The organism is Nonomuraea coxensis DSM 45129 (genome assembly GCF_019397265.1).
Lineage (GTDB): Bacteria > Actinomycetota > Actinomycetes > Streptosporangiales > Streptosporangiaceae > Nonomuraea > Nonomuraea coxensis.
Map to the genome: position 1 here is coordinate 6,172,754 of NZ_CP068985.1, position 17,422 is coordinate 6,190,175.

Annotated in this window: 11 protein-coding genes; 7 read left to right on the forward strand and 4 right to left on the reverse strand. The window is 72.1% G+C overall.

All coding sequences use genetic code 11. The annotated features are described in order from the left end of the window. Positions 1-3 precede the first annotated feature (3 nt). The 3 genes from Nocox_RS28975 to ctaD all read right to left on the reverse strand — a co-directional run bounded on the left by Nocox_RS28975 (position 4) and on the right by ctaD (position 5,536). Positions 4-942, reverse strand: coding sequence for a diacylglycerol/lipid kinase family protein (locus Nocox_RS28975; RefSeq protein WP_051112409.1), 939 nt, complete (start codon positions 940-942; stop codon positions 4-6). Positions 943-986: 44 nt separating this feature from the next. Continuing rightward, on the reverse strand, positions 987-3,734 hold the full coding sequence (locus Nocox_RS28980; protein WP_246649585.1) for an immune inhibitor A domain-containing protein: 2,748 nt from the start codon (positions 3,732-3,734) through the stop codon (positions 987-989). Between the two features lie 143 nt (positions 3,735-3,877). Continuing rightward, a complete protein-coding gene (gene ctaD, locus Nocox_RS28985; RefSeq protein ID WP_020540577.1) occupies positions 3,878-5,536 on the reverse strand; it encodes an aa3-type cytochrome oxidase subunit I in 1,659 nt (552 codons plus the stop codon). Between the two features lie 168 nt (positions 5,537-5,704). On the opposite strand from ctaD, the gene Nocox_RS28990 reads away from it, so the two are divergent. Continuing rightward, positions 5,705-6,916 carry an aspartate aminotransferase type Ic gene (locus Nocox_RS28990; protein WP_020540578.1) on the forward strand — a complete coding sequence of 404 codons (1,212 nt, stop codon included), beginning with the start codon at positions 5,705-5,707 and terminating at the stop codon, positions 6,914-6,916. A gap of 10 nt (positions 6,917-6,926) precedes the next feature. Here Nocox_RS28990 and Nocox_RS28995 read toward each other — a convergent pair whose 3' ends face one another. Beyond that, entirely contained in the window at positions 6,927-7,496 is a 570-nt protein-coding gene (locus Nocox_RS28995; RefSeq protein WP_157382763.1) for a hypothetical protein, read from the reverse strand. 52 nt (positions 7,497-7,548) lie between these two features. Between Nocox_RS28995 and Nocox_RS29000 the strand changes: the two genes are divergently transcribed. From Nocox_RS29000 to Nocox_RS29025, 6 genes are all read left to right on the forward strand, one after another. Further along, the gene (locus Nocox_RS29000) at positions 7,549-8,910 is read left to right on the forward strand and encodes an FAD-binding oxidoreductase (RefSeq protein ID WP_246649586.1); all 1,362 of its coding nucleotides are present in this window, start codon (positions 7,549-7,551) and stop codon (positions 8,908-8,910) included. A gap of 182 nt (positions 8,911-9,092) precedes the next feature. After that, entirely contained in the window at positions 9,093-11,312 is a 2,220-nt protein-coding gene (locus tag Nocox_RS29005; protein ID WP_084685226.1) for a serine/threonine-protein kinase, read from the forward strand. A gap of 166 nt (positions 11,313-11,478) precedes the next feature. After that, positions 11,479-13,011, forward strand: a complete 1,533-nt coding sequence (locus Nocox_RS29010; protein WP_084685239.1) for an acyl-CoA carboxylase subunit beta — start codon at positions 11,479-11,481, stop codon at positions 13,009-13,011. After that, positions 13,008-14,942 carry an ATP-binding protein gene (locus Nocox_RS29015; RefSeq protein ID WP_020540583.1) on the forward strand — a complete coding sequence of 645 codons (1,935 nt, stop codon included), beginning with the start codon at positions 13,008-13,010 and terminating at the stop codon, positions 14,940-14,942. The genes Nocox_RS29010 and Nocox_RS29015 overlap by 4 nt, the downstream gene beginning before the upstream one ends. Continuing rightward, positions 14,939-15,712: an enoyl-CoA hydratase-related protein gene (locus Nocox_RS29020; protein ID WP_020540584.1), complete on the forward strand. Its 774-nt coding sequence runs from the start codon at positions 14,939-14,941 to the stop codon at positions 15,710-15,712. The genes Nocox_RS29015 and Nocox_RS29020 overlap by 4 nt, the downstream gene beginning before the upstream one ends. Beyond that, a complete protein-coding gene (locus Nocox_RS29025; RefSeq protein ID WP_020540585.1) occupies positions 15,709-17,412 on the forward strand; it encodes an acyclic terpene utilization AtuA family protein in 1,704 nt (567 codons plus the stop codon). Before Nocox_RS29020 ends, Nocox_RS29025 begins: the two co-directional genes overlap by 4 nt. Positions 17,413-17,422 lie beyond the last annotated feature (10 nt).

Sequence of the window (17,422 nt, forward strand, 5' to 3'; positions counted from 1 at the left end):
CGGTCAGCGGTCCTCGAAGGAGTCGGGCACCATCACGCGCACCCCGTTGGGCACCACGCGCAGCCTGATCGGGGTGCGCAGCCGTACCTCGCCGTCCACGTCGGCGGCCATCGGCGGATCGGTCTCCAGCAGCATCTCCCGCCCGACCACGAACGGCCCGCCCGCGAGGCTGCGCCAGCGGCCGGTGGTGGCCCTGATCAGGGTCTCGCCGAGCAGGCGGAGCTTCTTGCCCGAGCCGAGCTGGTAGGCCACCAGCGTGCCGTTGTCGATGCTGATGTCCCTGGCCACCTGCCAGCCGCCGTGGAAGCGGCCGTTGGCGATGTTGAGCTGGTGGGTGAGCAGCTCGTGGCGCTGCCCCTCGACGGTGATGAAGGCGCGGAAGGGCCGGTGGCCGGGCAGGATCGTCAGCGCCGTCAGCGGGTAGGCCGGCCGGCCCAGCAGGCGCTTGAGCCACGGCTTGACCTTGCCCGCGACCTCCACCGAGACGCCGAAGCTGGCGAGGTTGGCGAACGGCCGGTCGTCGGCCATGCCGAGGTCGATGTCGGCCACCTTGCCGGTGGAGAAGACCCGGATCGCGCCGGACAGGTCGAGCGGCAGGCCGAGGCTGCGGGCGAAGTTGTTGGTGGTGCCGAGCGGCAGCACGCCGAGCGCCACGTCGCGGTGGGCCACGTGCCGCACGGCCGAGGAGAGGGTGCCGTCGCCGCCGCCCACGATGAGCAGGTCGGGGCCGGTCGCCAGCGCCGTGTCGAGCAGCTCGCGCAGGCGCTTGGGGTTGTAGACCGACAGCTCCGCCAGAGGCTCGTAGCCCGACTCGTGGAGCTGCTCGATGACCTCGAAGTAGTGACGGCGGCCCCGCCGCGAGCGAGTGTTCACCACCACGGCCACCCGGCGATCCCGCTGGATCGCCGCGGTGTGCTCGGCTTTGGTGCGCAAGTCGCTCATGGTCACTTATGGTAGGGCCGCCGGGAGACCCGGCGGCCCATGATCTACTTCTTCGGCGGGACGACCTGGACGATCGCGCCCAGGTTGCCCGGAAGCGGGCTGATCAGCTTGAACTGCACGCCGAGCGCCTTGCCCTCGTCACCGGGGTTGCCGGTGCCGAGCACCGAACCGGCGGCCACCTGGCCGTACAGCTCGGGGGCCGGGGTGCCGTCCGCGTGCACGACGCGGGTGCTGTAGGTCTGGTCGCCCTTGGACGGCACGACCGCCGAGGCGTCGAAGTCCCGGTAGGCCAGGCCGCCGTTGAGCAGCTCGATGCCCGGATACCACGTCTTCGCGTCGGTGAAGGTCGTCACGCCCTTCTGCGCGGGGAAGTCCGTGCAGTAGGCGCTGAACGGCTCGCCGGCCGCCTCGATGCACTCCTTGAAGGGGTACGTCTTGCCGAACCCGAACGCCGCGTTGGACGTCTGGACGCGTCCCTGCAGGTTCTTGTTGGCCGTCGGGTCCTTCTCGGCCGCGACCCCGGTGCGGCGCAGCGGCTCGAAGTGGGAGTCCACGACGAGCAGGCTGCCCTTGGGTCCGAGGCTCGGCGGGAGCCGCAGGTTGTTGGCGACGGAGTTGTTGGTGTAGGTCGAGTCGCGGTACCACACCAGCAGGCCGGGCGCGTTGTACTTCACCCGCTGCACCTTCCACGCCCCCTCGCGGAGGTAGTCGGTGTCGTAGGTGTAGGCCAGGCCGTTGTCGAAGCCGTCGAAGTTGCGCCACTCGGCCAGGTAGAAGCGCTGCACCTCGCGCTCGCCGTTGTTGCGGGTCCAGCCCTGGCCGCTGGTGTTGGTGAAGGTGCCGCCGGTGGCCTTCCAGCCGTTGTCGCCGCCCTCGACGTCGTCGCTCCAGACGGTCTCGCCGCCGTTGGTGAGCACGAAGTCGTCGACGTGCCAGCCGCGCGGGGTGTAGGCGGCGTCGGTGTTGTACGTCAGGCGGAACTTGACGGTCTGCCCGGCGAACGCCGTCAGGTCGACGTAGTCGTGCCGCCACTGCTCGCCGGTGTCACCGGTGATGCCGTACTTCTTGCCGCCGAACGTCTTGAGGTTCTTGTTCGGGTCCGGGTAGCCGTCGGGCGTGGTGACCTCGTTGCCGGCCTCGTCGAACATCTTCTGCTGCGTCCAGGTCTGGCCGCCGTCGGTCGAGACCTCGACGAAGCCGAAGTCCCAGTCCTGCTCGATCTCGTAGTTGTTCCACATCCACAGCCGCACGTCCGAGCCGGACGGGACGGGCAGGTCACGGGTGAGCGAGACGTTGGCCCACTCCTGGTCGAGGTTCGTCCACCAGGCGTTGGACCCGCTGTGCGGGGTGATCATCTGCAGCGGCTCGGAGGCCAGGTTGACCCGGACGCCGTCGGCGGTGAGCTTGGGCGTGCGCGAGGACTGGCCGACGGTGACGAGCTTGGAGGCGTCGCCGGGCTCGAACGTCTTCGGGTTCGCCCAGCCGAGCACCCACTTGTCCCACAGGCCCATGTGGGCCGGCATCGACTGGAAGATCGGGCCGGAGTGCGAGCCGCTGGACATCAGGTCCCAGAAGTCGACGGCGGAGCTGGCCTGGCCCGAGGTGTCGTACAGGTCGGGCAGGCCGAGGTCGTGGCCGTACTCGTGGGCGAAGACGCCGACGCCGGAGTCCTCGGGCTGCACGATGTAGTTGGAGATCTTCTTGTCCGTGCCGGGGACGGTGTAGCCGCCGGCGACCGCGCTGGAGTGGGCCCAGATGGCGTAGGTGCCCTCGGCGCCGCCGTCGGAGGACTTGTCCTTGCCGGCGTGCACCAGCACCAGGTGGTCGATGACGCCGTCGGGCTCCTGGAAGTTGCCGTCGCCGTCGGCGTCGGAGATGTCCTCGACGTCGTAGTCGGCCCACGGGAAGTCCGGCTGGGCCTGGGCGAGGGCGTTGACCGAGTCGATGGCGAGCTGCTGGGCGCCGAGCTCGTTGCTCGGGTGGCCGGACATGTCCTGGGGCGCGCCGCCGCAGGCCGCGGCGCCGTAGTACGCCTCGGAGTGCGGGACCTTGATCCAGCCGACCGCGGAGCCGGTGACCGAGTAGGCGCCCTTGGACATCTCCTCGTACATCTTCTTCATCGTGAAGCCGGAGATGTCGATGCCGGGCTTGCCGTCGCGCGGGTCCTTGAGGTCCTTGCGCACACGCTCGGTGATGCCCTTGTCGCTGTAGAGCATCTTGTTGAAGTGCTCGGTGCTGAAGTCCTTGACCCAGAAGGAGTTGTTGTCCGCGTGCGGCAGGGTGGCCGGGTCGGGGATGTTGTTGTGCAGCGGGCCGTTCATCAGCGTGCCCGCCGGCTCGACGACGCAGTCGTCCGGGGCGCTGTTGACGGTGCGCAGCCGGTTGAAGCCGGAGAAGTCGTCGTTGGCCTGCTCGTTGAACTCGACGAGGACGGTCAGGAGCTTGGCCGTGCGGGTCTGCTTGCTGTTCTTGAAGATCCACTCGGCTGGGTTGCGGCCGGTCCTGATGGCCTCCCGCTCCCGTGCGGCCAGAATGCGCCCGGCCGCCGGGTTGCCGCTGCTGAACTTCCGGTCGAACTTCTGGGCCGGGGTCAGCGAGCGGGCCTTCTGGTCGGCGAGGCCCGGCTCACGCGGGTCCCGCTCGACCGACGGCGGGGCGTAGTTGATGTAGTAGTCCGCGGCCGTGGGCGCGTAGCGGGCGACGGAGGCCGCCTGAGCGGTGGGCACGGACAGGGCGGCGCCAAGCAGGGCGACCGCCGGGAAAGCTGCCAATAAGCGCTTAGTGCTGGGCACCAGGAACCCTTTCTGCCCGGGATCTCCGGGCGAATGGCCATAGGGTGTGCAATGCCGGACGCTAGAGCGTTAATCAACGATTAGTAAAGTATGTTGTTGAAACGTGATCAAAACACCACATTTAGGCCATCAACCGCCGATGATCAGGTAGAACCCGGCTCCCGCTCCCCCGTCTCACGGGGGTGGTGCAGATCGAAGGCGGGCCGCTCGGAGCGGATGGGCGGAATGCTGGTGAAGTTGTGCCGGGGCGGCGGGCAGGAGGTGGCCCACTCCAGCGAGTTCCCGTAGCCCCAGGGGTCGTCGAGCGTGACCTTGGGCGCTCTCCTGGCCGTCTTCCACACGTTCCACAGGAACGGCAGCGTGGAGGCGCCCAGCAGGAACGCGCCCGCGGAGGAGATCTCGTTGAGCGTGGTGAAGTGGTCACCGGGACTGTAGTCGGCGTAACGGCGGGGCATGCCGATCTGCCCCAGCCAGTGCTGCACCAGGAACGTGGTGTGGAAGCCGACGAACAGCAGCCAGAAGTGCAGCCGCCCGAGCCGGTCGTCCAGCATCCGCCCGGTCATCTTCGGCCACCAGAAGTAGAACCCCGCGAACATCGCGAACACCACCGTGCCGAAGACGACGTAGTGGAAGTGGGCGACCACGAAGTAGGTGTCGCTGATGTGGAAGTCGAGCGGCGGCGAGGCCAGGATGACGCCGGTGAGCCCGCCGAGCAGGAACGTCACGAGGAAGCCGACCGCGAACAGCATCGGCGACTCGAAGCTCAGATGGCCCCGCCACATCGTGCCGATCCAGTTGAAGAACTTCACGCCCGTCGGCACGGCGATGAGGAACGTCATGAACGAGAAGAACGGCAGCAGCACCTGCCCGGTCGGGAACATGTGGTGCGCCCACACGGTCATCGACAGCCCGGCGATCGCGATCGTCGCCCCGACCAGCCCCATGTAGCCGAAGATCGGCTTACGGCTGAAGACCGGGATGACCTCCGTGATGATGCCGAAGAACGGCAGCGCGATGATGTAGACCTCGGGATGGCCGAAGAACCAGAACAGGTGCTGCCAGAGCAGCGGCCCCCCGTTGCCGGCGAGGAAGACCTGGGTGCCGAGCTTGCGGTCCGACTCCAGCACCAGCAGCGCGGCGGCCAGCACCGGGAACGCCATCAGCACGAGCATGCTGGTCAGCAGCACGTTCCAGGTGAACAGCGGCATCCTGAACATCGTCATGCCGGGCGCCCGCATGCCGATGATCGTGGAGATGAAGTTGACCGCGCCGAGGATCGTGCCGAGCCCGGACAGCGCCAGCCCCATGATCCACAGGTCGCCGCCCACCTGCGGCGAGAACGTCGACGACGCCAGCGGCGTGTACGCGAACCAGCCGAAGTCGGCCGCCCCGCCCGGCGCGAAGAACCCGGCGACCGCGATGATCCCGCCGAACAGGAACAACCAGTACGCCACCGCGTTCAGCCGGGGGAAGGCCACGTCCGGCGCGCCGATCTGCAGCGGCATGACCACGTTCGCGAACCCGGCGAACAGCGGCGTGGCGAACAGCAGCAGCATGATCGTGCCGTGCATGGTGAAGAGCTGGTTGTAGAACTGCTGGTTCACCAGTTGCATGCCGGGCCTGGCCAGCTCGGCCCGGATCACCATCGCCATGACCCCGGCCACGAGGAAGAACGCGAACGAGGTGATCAGGTAGAGATAGCCGATGACCTTGTGGTCCGTCGTCGACAGCCACGACACGATCATGGTGCCGGTACGGCGGCGTTCGACCTGCTCGGTCGAGGTCTCGCGGACGGTCGTCATCGGCTGCTCCCTCCGGTGTGGAGTGGGGATGCCCCCGATCCCCCCATTGCACGCCACGGATCGCCGCCCGTGAAGCCGTTCCCGGAGATTCGCCCCCGGCGACTTCGCACGCCGCCGATTCTTCTATCCTTGGGCGGGCACCGATCCGATCCTGAGGAGAGATCTCTCGTGACCGCACAGCGTGACTACGACGCCCTCGTCCAGCGCGGGCTCTCGCTCGACCTCACCCGGGGCAAGCCGTCACCGCGCCAGCTCGACCTCTCCGACGATCTGCTCAAACTGCCCACCAGCTACCGGGCCGCCGACGGCACCGACGGCCGCAACTACGGCAACCTCCAGGGTCTCGCCGAGCTGCGCGAGCTCTTCGCCCCGCTGCTGCAGGTGCCGGCCGGGCAGCTCGTCGTGGGCGGCAACGCCAGCCTCGCGCTCATGCACGACACCGTGGTGCACGCGCTGCTCGACGCGGTGCCCGGCGCGGCCCGCCGGTGGGTGGAGGAGCCCGGGATCACGTTCCTGTGCCCGGTGCCCGGCTACGACCGGCACTTCACGATCTGCGAGCGCCTCGGCATCACGATGGTGCCGGTGCCGATGACCGCCGACGGTCCCGACATGGACGTCGTCGAGCGCCTGGTCGCCTCCGACGCGAGCGTCAAGGGCATGTGGTGCGTGCCGAAGTACAGCAACCCGACCGGCGTCGTCTACAGCGACGAAACCGTCCGGCGGCTGGCCGCGATGCCGGCCGCGGCGCCCGACTTCCGCATCCTCTGGGACAACGCCTACGCGGTGCACCACCTCACCGACACCCCGGCGGAGCTGGCCGACCTGCTGGCGCTGGCCGCCGCGGCGGGCAACCCCGACCGGGTGTTCGTCTACGCCTCCACGTCCAAGGTGACGCTGGCCGGCTCGGGCGTGTCGTTCTTCGGTTCCTCGCCGGCGAACGTCGAGTGGTTCCTGCGCAACACCGCCAAGCAGTCCATCGGCCCCGACAAGATCAACCAGCTCCGGCACGTGGAGTTCCTGCGCGACCCGGCCGGCGTGGAGGCGCACATGCGCCGGCACGCCGCGCTGATCGGGCCGAAGTTCGAGCTGGTGGACAAGGTGCTCTCCGAGCGGCTCAGCGGGCTCGCGAGCTGGACCAGCCCCGAGGGCGGCTACTTCATCACCCTGGAGGTGCCGCACGCGGCCGAGGTCGTCGCGAAGGCCAAGGCGGCCGGCATCGCGCTCACGCCGGCGGGGGCCACCCACCCCTACGGCAAGGACCCCGACGACCGGACGATCCGCATCGCGCCGACCTACCCGGAGCTGGACGAGCTGGAGCAGGCCATCGAGGGCCTGGCCGTCTGCGTCCGGCTGGTGGCCGAGGAGCGGGGGCTCGCCTGAGCCTCCCGGCTCAGCGGCCGGGGCGGAAGCCGAAGATGTACTCGCGCGTCTCGCTCGGATGGAACGAGACGCCGACCCCGGGCTCGTAGACGACGTTGTCGCGCGCGCAGTAGTGAAGGCGCTCCCACACGGCCAGGGCCTGCTCCCTGGCCGGCGCCTCCTGCGCGTCGCGCTTGCGGGCGCCGCGCGCGCCGAGCACGTTGAGCAGCCCGAACCCCCAGAACAGGCCCGTCAGGCAGAACGGCGCGAGCAGGACCTCGCCCCACTGCGGGTCCTGCCCCATCGCGATGACCAGCGAGACGACCAGGTGCACGAGGGCCGCGCCGAGGAGCAGCAGATAGCCCTGGTTCCTGGTCCAGGCCGTGTAGTGGCGGCTGGGGAACGACAGCCACACCGCGAGCTGGGTGCGGCTCATCACGTGCTTGGACGCGCCTAGCACGGCGGCGGTGGGCAGGTCGGCGACCTCCCTGGCGCCGGGGAGACGGGCCCGACCGATCTTGTACGTGGTCCCGGCGGCGACCGCTCCGGGGACCGCGACGACCTGGTCGGTCTCCGAACACACCGGGCACCTGACTTCCACCCGGGCAGTTTGTCCTTTAGGGCCGCCTTGCGCAAACCGTAGGCTGCTCAGCGTGAGACCGATTGATGCCCTGGTGCACTCCCTGTCCGAAGCCCAGGTCGTGACCGACCCCGACGTGATCGACTCCTACGCCCGGGACCGGACGTTCCTGGAGCCCGGCAGGCCCCTCGCCGTCGTCCTCGCCGCCTCCCGCGACGACGTGGTGACCACGCTGCGGTGGGCGAGCGAGCACCGGGTGCCGGTGGTGCCGCGCGGCGCGGGCACCGGCCTCGCGGGCGGCGCCGTCGCCGGGGACGGGGCGATCGTGCTGTCGCTGGCCCGGATGACCGCCATCAGGGAGCTGTCGCCGGCCGACGAGATCGCCGTCGCCGAGCCGGGCGTCATCACCGCCGACCTCGACCGGGCGGCCAGGGAGCACGGCCTCATGTACGCGCCGGACCCGTCGTCGTACGAGATCTCCACGATCGGCGGCAACCTGGCGACGAACGCGGGCGGGCTGCGCTGCGTCAAGTACGGCGTGACCAGGGACTCCGTGCTCGGCCTTGAGGTCGTGCTGGCCGACGGACGGGTGCTGGAGACCGGCAGGCGCACGATGAAGGGCGTCACCGGCTACGACCTGACCGGGCTGTTCGTCGGCTCCGAGGGCACGCTCGGCGTGATCACCGCCGCCACGCTGCGGCTGCGGCCCGCGCCCGCGGCGCCGCCGGCGACGTTCGCGGCCGAGTTCGGCTCGCTGCGGGACGCGGGCGCGGCCGTGTCGGCGATCATCGCGGCGGGCTGCCGGCCGTCGCTCATGGAACTGCTCGACCGGGCCACGCTGGAAGCCATCGACGACTGGCGCAACATCGGGCTGGAACCCGGCACGCAGGCCATGCTCATCGGCCAGTCGGACGCGGGCGACGGGCAGGCGGCGGTCCGCCGGATGGAGCGGATCTGCGGGGACAACGGGGCCTCGTTCGTGGCGGTGTCCGCCGGCCCGGCCGAGACCGAGGAGCTCGTGGGGCTGCGGCGGCTGGCGTACCCGGCCACCGAGCGTCTCGGCGCGTGCCTGGTGGAGGACGTGTGCGTGCCGCGCTCGGCGCTGCCCGACATGATCACCGCCATAGAGGCCGCCGCCGCCCGGCACGGGGTGCGCATCTGCACGGTCGCGCACGCCGGGGACGGCAACCTGCACCCTGTCTTCGTCTTCGGCCACGGCGCCGCCGAGCCACCCCCCGAGGTGTGGGCCGCGGCCGACGAGGTGTTCACGCGGGCGCTGGAGCTGGGCGGCACGCTGACCGGTGAGCACGGGGTGGGGCTGCTGAAGCAGCGGTGGCTGGCGCTGGAGTCGGGGCCGGTGGCCGCCGAGGTGCAGCGGGGCATCAAGGCCGTCTTCGACCCTCTGGGCCTGCTCAACCCGGGGAAAGCGATCTAGGAGCATGCCGGGCGTCCGGAGTTTGCCAAGCCGTGACCTTGACTTTCGAGGTGCACACGACCTGCGGTGGGAGCTGACTCGCCGGGTCAGGACGAGAAACTTCTGACCGGACCGGCAGACGCCCCGGTTACCACGCTGGTAGCGTTTTGCCCCATCTGTTGGGGTTGTAATGGGGGTCCGACGTGAATCAGTTCCAGCCGTTGGCGGCGGACGATCCGCGGCGGCTGGGGGCGTATGACATCGTCGCCCGGCTCGGCGAGGGCGGCCAAGGCGTTGTCTATCTCGGCAAGAGCGACACCGGGGAACAGGTCGCCGTCAAGCTGCTGCACCACGCGCTCGTGGCCGACGCCGACGCGCGCACCAGGTTCCTGCGCGAGGTGGCGGTGGCGCAGCGGGTCGCGCGGTTCTGCACCGCGCCCGTGCTCCACGCCGACCTGGACGGCAGCCGGCCGTACATCGTGAGCGAGTACGTCCCCGGGCCGTCGCTGCGCGAACTCGTCCTCACCGAGGGGCCGCGGCGGGGCGCGGCGCTCGAACGGCTCGCCATCAGCACGGCCACCGCGCTCGCCGCCATCCACCGGGCCGGGATCCTGCACCGCGACCTCAAGCCGGCCAACGTCCTCATGGGGCCCGAAGGGCCCGTCGTGATCGACTTCGGCATCGCGCGCGCCCTCGACTCGCCCGGCGCCACGGCCACGGGCATGGCGATGGGGACGCCGTCGTACCTGGCGCCCGAGCAGCTCAGCGGGGCGGCGGTGTCGGAGGCGGCGGACGTGTTCGCCTGGGGCGTCACCATGGTCTTCGCCGCCACCGGCAAGCCCGCCTTCGGGGCCGACTCCATCCCCGTGGTCATGAACCGGATCCTCAACGAGGAGCCCGAGCTGGGCGGGATGGACGGCGAGCTGGGGGAGCTGGTCGCCGCCTGCCTGTCCAAGGACCCGGCGCAGCGGCCCACGGCGGGCGACCTCATCCTCCGCCTCACCGGCCAGCCCGCCCCCAAGGCCGCCATCGAACCGGTCACCGGCCAACACCTCACCGGCCCCGCCCAGCCTGGCCACGCCGGGCACCCCGGACAGCCGGGGCATTCCGGACAGCCGGGGCAGGACGCCGTTCCCAGCCCTTGGGGACAGGCCGGGAGCGGGCCACAGCCCATGTTCCCGCCCCAGCAGGGCGCCTTCCCGCACCTCGCCGCCGCCATCCAGAACGGCCCCGCCCAGCCCCCCACCACCGGCCCCGGCCATCCCGCAGGCCAGGGCATTCCCGGCGCCCAGGCCGCGGGTCCCGGCGCGTCTGGTGGAGCGAGGTCGGGGCACGGTGGCGCCGGTGCGGTCCAGCCCGGCGCTCAGGGCGGGCCGCAGGCCGGCGGGCCTGGTGTTCCGCCGCAGGCGGGCGGGCCTGGTGTTCCGCCGCAGGCGGGCGGGCCGGGGGTTCCGCCCCAGGCGGGTGGGCCCGGGAGGCCCGGGCAGGGTGGCGGCCACGGGGCGTACAGTGCTCCTCGCTCCCAGCCCGCCGGAGGCCAGGGCGGTGGTGATGGGGCGCCGGCCAAGCAGCGGCGGACCATGACGCTCGCCCTGTCGGGGGCCGCCGCGGCGGCGCTGCTGGTGGTCGCCGGCGCCGTCGTGGTGCAGGCGAACAGCAAGCAGGTGCCGGTGGTGGCCGTGGGCGACGCCTCGCGGAGCACCGAGGACGGCGGCTCGGGCGCGGGCAAGCCCGGCGAGCCCCCGTCCACTCAGCCGACCGCCGACCCGGTGCTGCCCACGGACAGCCCCGTCCCGGTCGGCACCCTGGACATCGAGGAGCCGGAGAAGACCGGCAAGAAGAAGAACTCCGAGCAGCCGGTCGCCCAGATCCCGACCGCCCCGGTGACGACGCAGCCGCGCCCGCAGACGACCACCGAGCGCCCGCAGGCCACCTCGACGCCCAAGCCGACCAGGACGAAGAAGAAGTCGACCACCTCGGTGGACCCCGAGGTGGAGCCGAGCGAGCCGGCCGCCACCAATACGGCCGGTCCCAGCGTCCCCTCTGTGGCGCCGACCAAGAAGCCTGCCACCACCAAGCCGACGGTCGCTCCGAAGCCGAACCCGTACAAGCCGGCCGCGGTGTGCGGATCGGGCTACAAGATCGTCGACTCTCACGTGGTCGGCGAGAGCGACCGGGTCTACCTGCTGTACAACGCGACCGCGGGCAAGAACTGCGTCGTCATGATGTCGGCCCTGCTGTTCACCGGCAAGGTGAAGATGAACGCCATCCTCCAGGTCAAGGGCGGATCGAGCGCGAGCAACCCGGGCATGTTCAGCGCCTACGCGGGCCCGGTGCGCCTGCCCGCGAAGGGCAAGTGCGTGATCTGGGGCGGCTCCATCGGGACGGCGAGCTGGAAGTCCGGCTGGAGCCACTGCAAGTAGCCACTGCAAGGAGGCCGCGCCGGTCAGGCCGAGGCGTCCGGCTCTTCCGCATCGGGGGGCCGGACGCTACCGTACTTGGCGTGATCGTCGCGTCTCCGGCGGGGAAGCCGTGATCAGAAGCAGGCTCGATCCCGGGAGCGAGGAATACCTGGCGCGCCGCGAGGCCATGCTGGCCAAGCTGGGCGAACTGGACGCCGAGCACGCCAGGGCGGTGGCCGGCGGCGGCGGCAAGTACGTCGAGCGGCACCGGCGGCGCGGCAAGCTGCTCGCCCGCGAGCGGGTGGAGCTGCTCGTGGACGCCGACTCGCCGTTCCTGGAGCTGTCGCCGCTGGCGGCGTGGGGCAGCGACTACCCGGTCGGGGCGAGCGTGGTGACCGGCATCGGGGTGATCGAGGGCGTCGAGTGCGTGATCACCGCGAACGACCCGACGGTGCGCGGCGGCGCGACCAACCCGTGGACGCTGCGCAAGACGCTGCGCGCGGCCGACATCGCGCTGCGCAACCGGCTCCCGTACGTCAACCTGGTCGAGAGCGGCGGCGCGGACCTGCCCACGCAGAAGGAGATCTTCATCCCGGGCGGCCGGGTCTTCCGCGACCTGACGCGGCTGTCGGCGGCCGGCGTGCCGACGGTGGCGCTGGTGTTCGGCAACTCGACGGCGGGCGGCGCGTACGTCCCCGGCATGAGCGACCACGTGGTGATGGTCCGCGACCGGGCCAAGGTGTTCCTGGGCGGCCCGCCGCTGGTGCGGATGGCGACCGGTGAGGAGTCCGACGACGAGTCGCTGGGCGGCGCGGAGATGCACGCCCGGGTGAGCGGCCTGGCCGACTACCTGGCCGAGGACGAGTACGACGCGCTCCGCATCGGCCGCCGCGTGGTGCGCTCGCTCAACTGGCGCAAGCGGGGTGTCACGCCGCTGCCCGCCGAGGAGCCCCGTTATCCGGCGGAGGAGCTGCTGGGCGTCGTCCCCGAGGACCTGAGGGTGCCGTTCGACCCGCGCGAGGTGATCGCCAGGGTGGTGGACGCGAGCGCGTTCGAGGAGTTCAAGCCGCTGTACGGGACGTCGCTGGTGACCGGGTGGGCGCGTGTGCACGGCTATCCCGTGGGGGTGCTGGCGAACGCGCGGGGCGTGCTGTTCAGCGAGGAGTCGCAGAAGGCGACGCAGTTCATCCAGCTCGCCAACCAGTCGAGGACCCCGCTCGTGTTCCTGCAGAACACGACCGGCTACATGGTCGGCAGGGACTACGAGCAGCGCGGGATCATCAAGCACGGCGCGATGATGATCAACGCGGTGTCCAACTCGACGGTCCCGCACCTGACGATCGTCATGGGGGCGTCGTACGGCGCCGGCAACTACGGCATGTGCGGGCGGGCCTTCGAGCCCCGGTTCCTGTTCGCCTGGCCGAGCGCCAAGTCGGCGGTGATGGGGCCCGCGCAGCTCGCCGGGGTGCTGTCCATCGTGGGGCGGGCGGCGGCCGAGGCCAGGGGGCAGGCGTACGACGAGGAGGCGGACGCGGCGATGCGCGCCATGGTGGAGGCGCAGATCGAGGCCGAGTCGCTGCCGTTCTTCCTGTCGGGCCGGCTCTACGACGACGGGGTGATCGATCCGCGCGACACCCGTACGGTGCTGGGGATGTGCCTGTCGGCGGTCAACAGCGCGCCGGTGCCGGAGCCGGCCGGGTTCGGGGTGTTCCGGCCGTGATCAGCCGCCTGCTCGTCGCGAACCGGGGTGAGATCGCCCGGCGCGTCTTCCGTACCTGCCGGGCGCTCGGGATCGAGACGGTCGCGGTCTTCGCCGACCCCGACGCCGGCGCGCCGCACGTGGCGGAGGCCGATCTCGCGGTACGCCTGCCGGGCGCCCGCCCTTCCGAGACCTATCTGGACATTGGCCGCGTCGTGGCCGCCTGCCGCGCCTCCGGGGCGGACGCCGTGCATCCGGGTTACGGGTTCCTGTCGGAGAACGCGGAGTTCGCGCGGGCGGTCCTGGCGGCCGGGCTGGTGTGGGTGGGCCCGCCACCGGGGGCGATCGCCGCGATGGGCTCGAAGATCGAGGCCAAGCGGCTCATGGCGGCGGCCGGGGTGCCCGTGCTGCCCTCGCTCGACCTGGCGGCGCCCGGCGAGTTCCCGCTGCTGGTCAAGGCGTCGGCCGGAGGCGGCGGGCGGGGCATGCGGATCGTCCGCGGGCCGGAGGAGCTAGCGCGTGAGGTCGCCTCGGCGCGGCGGGAGGCGGAGGCGGCGTTCGGCGATCCCGCCGTGTTCGCCGAGCCGCTGTGGGAGCGGGCCAGGCACGTCGAGGTGCAGGTGCTGGCCGACGCGCACGGCACCGTGTGGACGCTGGGCGAGCGCGAGTGCAGCGTGCAGCGGCGGCACCAGAAGGTCGTCGAGGAGTGCCCCTCCCCCGGGATCGCGGCGGAGGCGCGCGAGCGGCTGTGCGAGGCGGCCCGGCGGGCGGCGGCCGCGATCGGCTACGTCGGGGCCGGGACCGTCGAGTTCCTGGTGCGGGGCGACCGGGTGGCGTTCCTGGAGATGAACACCCGGCTCCAGGTCGAGCATCCGGTCACCGAGCTGGTGCACGGGGTGGATCTCGTACGGCTGCAACTGGAGGTGGCCGAGGGCGGCGCGCTGCCGCCTGAGCCGCCGGGGCCGTCCGGGCACGCCGTCGAGGTGCGGCTCTACGCGGAGGACGAGCGTTACCTGCCGCAGTCGGGGGTGCTGCGGCGCTTCGAGGTCGGCGGGCCCGGCACCGGCGTCCGGGTGGACTCGGGGGTGGAGTCCGGGTCGGTGGTGCCGCCTTACTACGACGCGATGCTGGCGAAGGTGATCGCGCACGGGGCGTCGCGGGCGGAGGCGGTCAGGAAGCTCGTGACGGCGCTGCGGCGGGCGCGGCTGCACGGCCTCGCCACGAACCGCGACCTGCTGCTGCGGATCCTGACCCATCCGGATTTCGTGGCCGGGGACACCCACACCGGTTTCCTCGACCCCGGCGGCCCCTTCGCGACGGCCCCGCCCGCGCCGGCCGGGGAGAGTGGGCCGGCCGGGGAGAGTGGGCTGGCCGGGCTGGCCGCCGCGCTCGCGCTGGCCGCGGACAACCGCCGCCGCGCCCCCGTGCTCGGCGGCCTGCCGGGCGGGTGGCGCAACGTCCGCTCCCAGCCGCGCCGCACCGCCTTCACCACAGGGGACGGCCGCACGGCCGACGTCGTCTACGACCCGCTGCCCGCCGGAGTCACCGCCGTCAGCGCCGCGCCCGACCGGGTGGTCCTGGAGCGGGACGGCGTCCGCCACGCCTTCGCCGTCGCCCGCTACGACGCCGGCGGCCCGGTGTACGTGGACCACACGGGCGGCCACCCGGGCGGCCGCGCCGAGCTGACCCCGCTCCCCCGCCTGCCCGAGCCCGTCGAGCACGTCGTCCCCGGCTCCCTGCTGGCCCCGATGCCGGGCAGCGTGCTGCGCGTCGAGGTGGCGCCCGGCGACCGCGTCGTCAAGGGCCAGGCGGTGCTGGTGCTGGAGGCGATGAAGATGGAGCATCGGATCACCGCTCCGGCCGACGGCGTGGTGTCCGGCCTGCACGTCGAGCAGGGCCGGCAGGTCGAGGCGGGAGCCGTGCTCGCCGTCATTCACGAGGGGGACCTATGACGAGCCTGGTGCACGCAAGCCTGGCGAACGGTGTCGCGACCGTCACGCTCGACTCGCCGCCCAACCGCAACGCGCTGTCGGCCCGCCTGCTGGCCGACCTGAAGGAACGGCTGACCTGGGCGCTGGCCGAGCCCGAGTGCCGGGTGATCGTGCTGACGGCCACCGGCACGGTGTTCTGCTCGGGTGCCGACCTGAAGGAGCAGCGCGCCGCCGAGGGCCGGCCGGGCGCGCCGGTGACGGCGTCCCTGCCGGAGGTCTTCACGCTGCTGTGGGAGAGCCCGAAGCCGGTCGTGTGCCGGCTCAACGGCACCGCGCGGGCGGGCGGGCTCGGGCTGGTGGCCTCGTGCGACTTCGCGGTGGCGCCGCTGACGGCCTCGTTCGCGTTCACCGAGGTGCGGCTGGGCGTGGTGCCGGCGATGATCTCCGTGCCGGTGCTGCGGCGGCTCGACCCGCGGGCCGCGGCCGAGTACTTCCTGACCGGCGAGGTCTTCGACGCCGCGCGGGCGGCCGAGATCGGGCTGGTGTCGCGGGCGGTCCCGGAGGAGGAGCTGGACGCGGCGGTCGCGCACTACACCGAGCTGCTGGTCAAGGGCGGCCCGGAGGCGCTGGCGATCACCAAGCGGCTGGTGCGGGAGGTGCCGGGGCTGCCGTTCGAGGAGGGGCTGCGGCGGATGACGGAGCTGTCGGCGGAGCGGTTCACCTCGGAGGAGGGGCAGGAGGGCATCGCGGCGTTCTGGGAGAAGCGCCCTCCGAAGTGGGTCTCGGGATGACGCTGCGGATCGCCAACTGCAGCGGGTTCTACGGCGACCGGCTCTCGGCCGCCCGCGAGATGGTCGAGGGCGGCCCGATCGACGTGCTGACCGGCGACTGGCTGGCCGAGCTGACGATGTTCATCCTGGCCGGCAACCGGCTGAAGGGCCGGCCAGGATACGCGCCGACGTTCCTGCGGCAGCTTGAGGACGTCCTCGGCACGTGCCTCGACAGGGGCATCAGGATCGTCTCGAACGCGGGCGGTCTGGACCCGGCCGGCTGCGCCGAGGCCGTGCGCGAGCTGGCCGCCCGCCTGGGGGTGTCCGCGACCGTCGCGCACGTGACGGGCGACGACCTCATGGGCCGCGACCTCGACCTGGTCAACGCCGACACCGGCGAGCGCCTGCGCGCCACGCCCCTGACCGCGAACGCCTACCTCGGCGGCCGGCCCATCGCCCAGGCTCTCGCGGCGGGGGCGGACGTGGTGGTGACCGGCCGGGTGACGGACGCCGCGCTGGTGACGGGTCCCGGCATCTGGCGCCACGGCTGGGGTCCCGGCGACCTGGACGCGCTCGCCGGGTCCGTGGTGGCGGGGCACGTGATCGAGTGCGGCTGCCAGGCGACGGGCGGCAACTACGCCTTCTTCCAGGACGTGCCGGACCTGGCGCACTGCGGCTTCCCTCTCGCCGAGCTGCGCGCCGACGGCTCCGCCGTGATCACCAAGCATCCGGGGACGGGCGGCCTGGTGTCGGTGGGGACGGTGACGGCGCAGCTCGTGTACGAGCTGGGCGGCCCCCGCTACCTCGGCCCGGACGTGGTCGCCAGGTTCGACACGATCACGCTCACCGACGACGGGCCGGACCGGGTGCTGATCTCGGGGGTGCGCGGCGAGCCGCCGCCGGACACGCTCAAGGTCGCGGTCAACTTCCTCGGCGGCTACCGCAACACGATGACGCTGGTGCTGACCGGGCTGGACGTCGAGGCCAAGGCGCGGGCGGCCGAGGAGGCGATCTGGGCGCGGATCCCGAAGGAGTCCTTCGACGCGGTGGACGTGACGCTCACCGGCTCGGGCCTGCTCCGGATCACGGTCATGGACGCCGACCGCCGCACGGCGGGCCGCGCCTTCTCCTCGGCGGTGGTGGAGACGGGGCTGGCCGGCTATCCGGGCTTCTACGCCCTCTCGCCGCCGGGCGACGCCTCCCCGTACGGGGTCTACTGGCCGGTGCTCGTCCCGGCCGCCGAGGTGCACCCGCGGGTCTTCGTCAACGGCGAGGAGCTGCCGTCCGATCCGGCGCCCGCGGCCTCGGCGGCGGTGGCGGCGGCGGAGCCGGTTCCCGCGCCGGCGGCCGGGAGGCGGGCCGCCGTCCCCTCGGGGCCGTGCGTGCGGCTCCCGCTCGGCCGGATCGCGGGGGCGCGCTCCGGCGACAAAGGGGGCAACGCCAACCTCGGCGTCTGGGTGGACACCGACGAGCGGTACGCCTGGCTGGAGTCGTACCTCACGGCCGGGCGGCTGGCCGCGCTCCTGCCCGAGCTGGCCGCTCACCGCGTCGAGCGACACGAGCTGCCCGATCTCAGGGCGCTCAACTTCGTCGTCCACGGCCTGCTCGGCAGGGGCGTGGCCGCGAGCCCACGCATGGATCCGCAGGCCAAGGCCCTGGGCGAGGAGCTGCGCGCGCAGCTGGTCGACGTCCCCGCCGCGCTGGCGCGACCGGCGGGTTGACCGAGGGGTG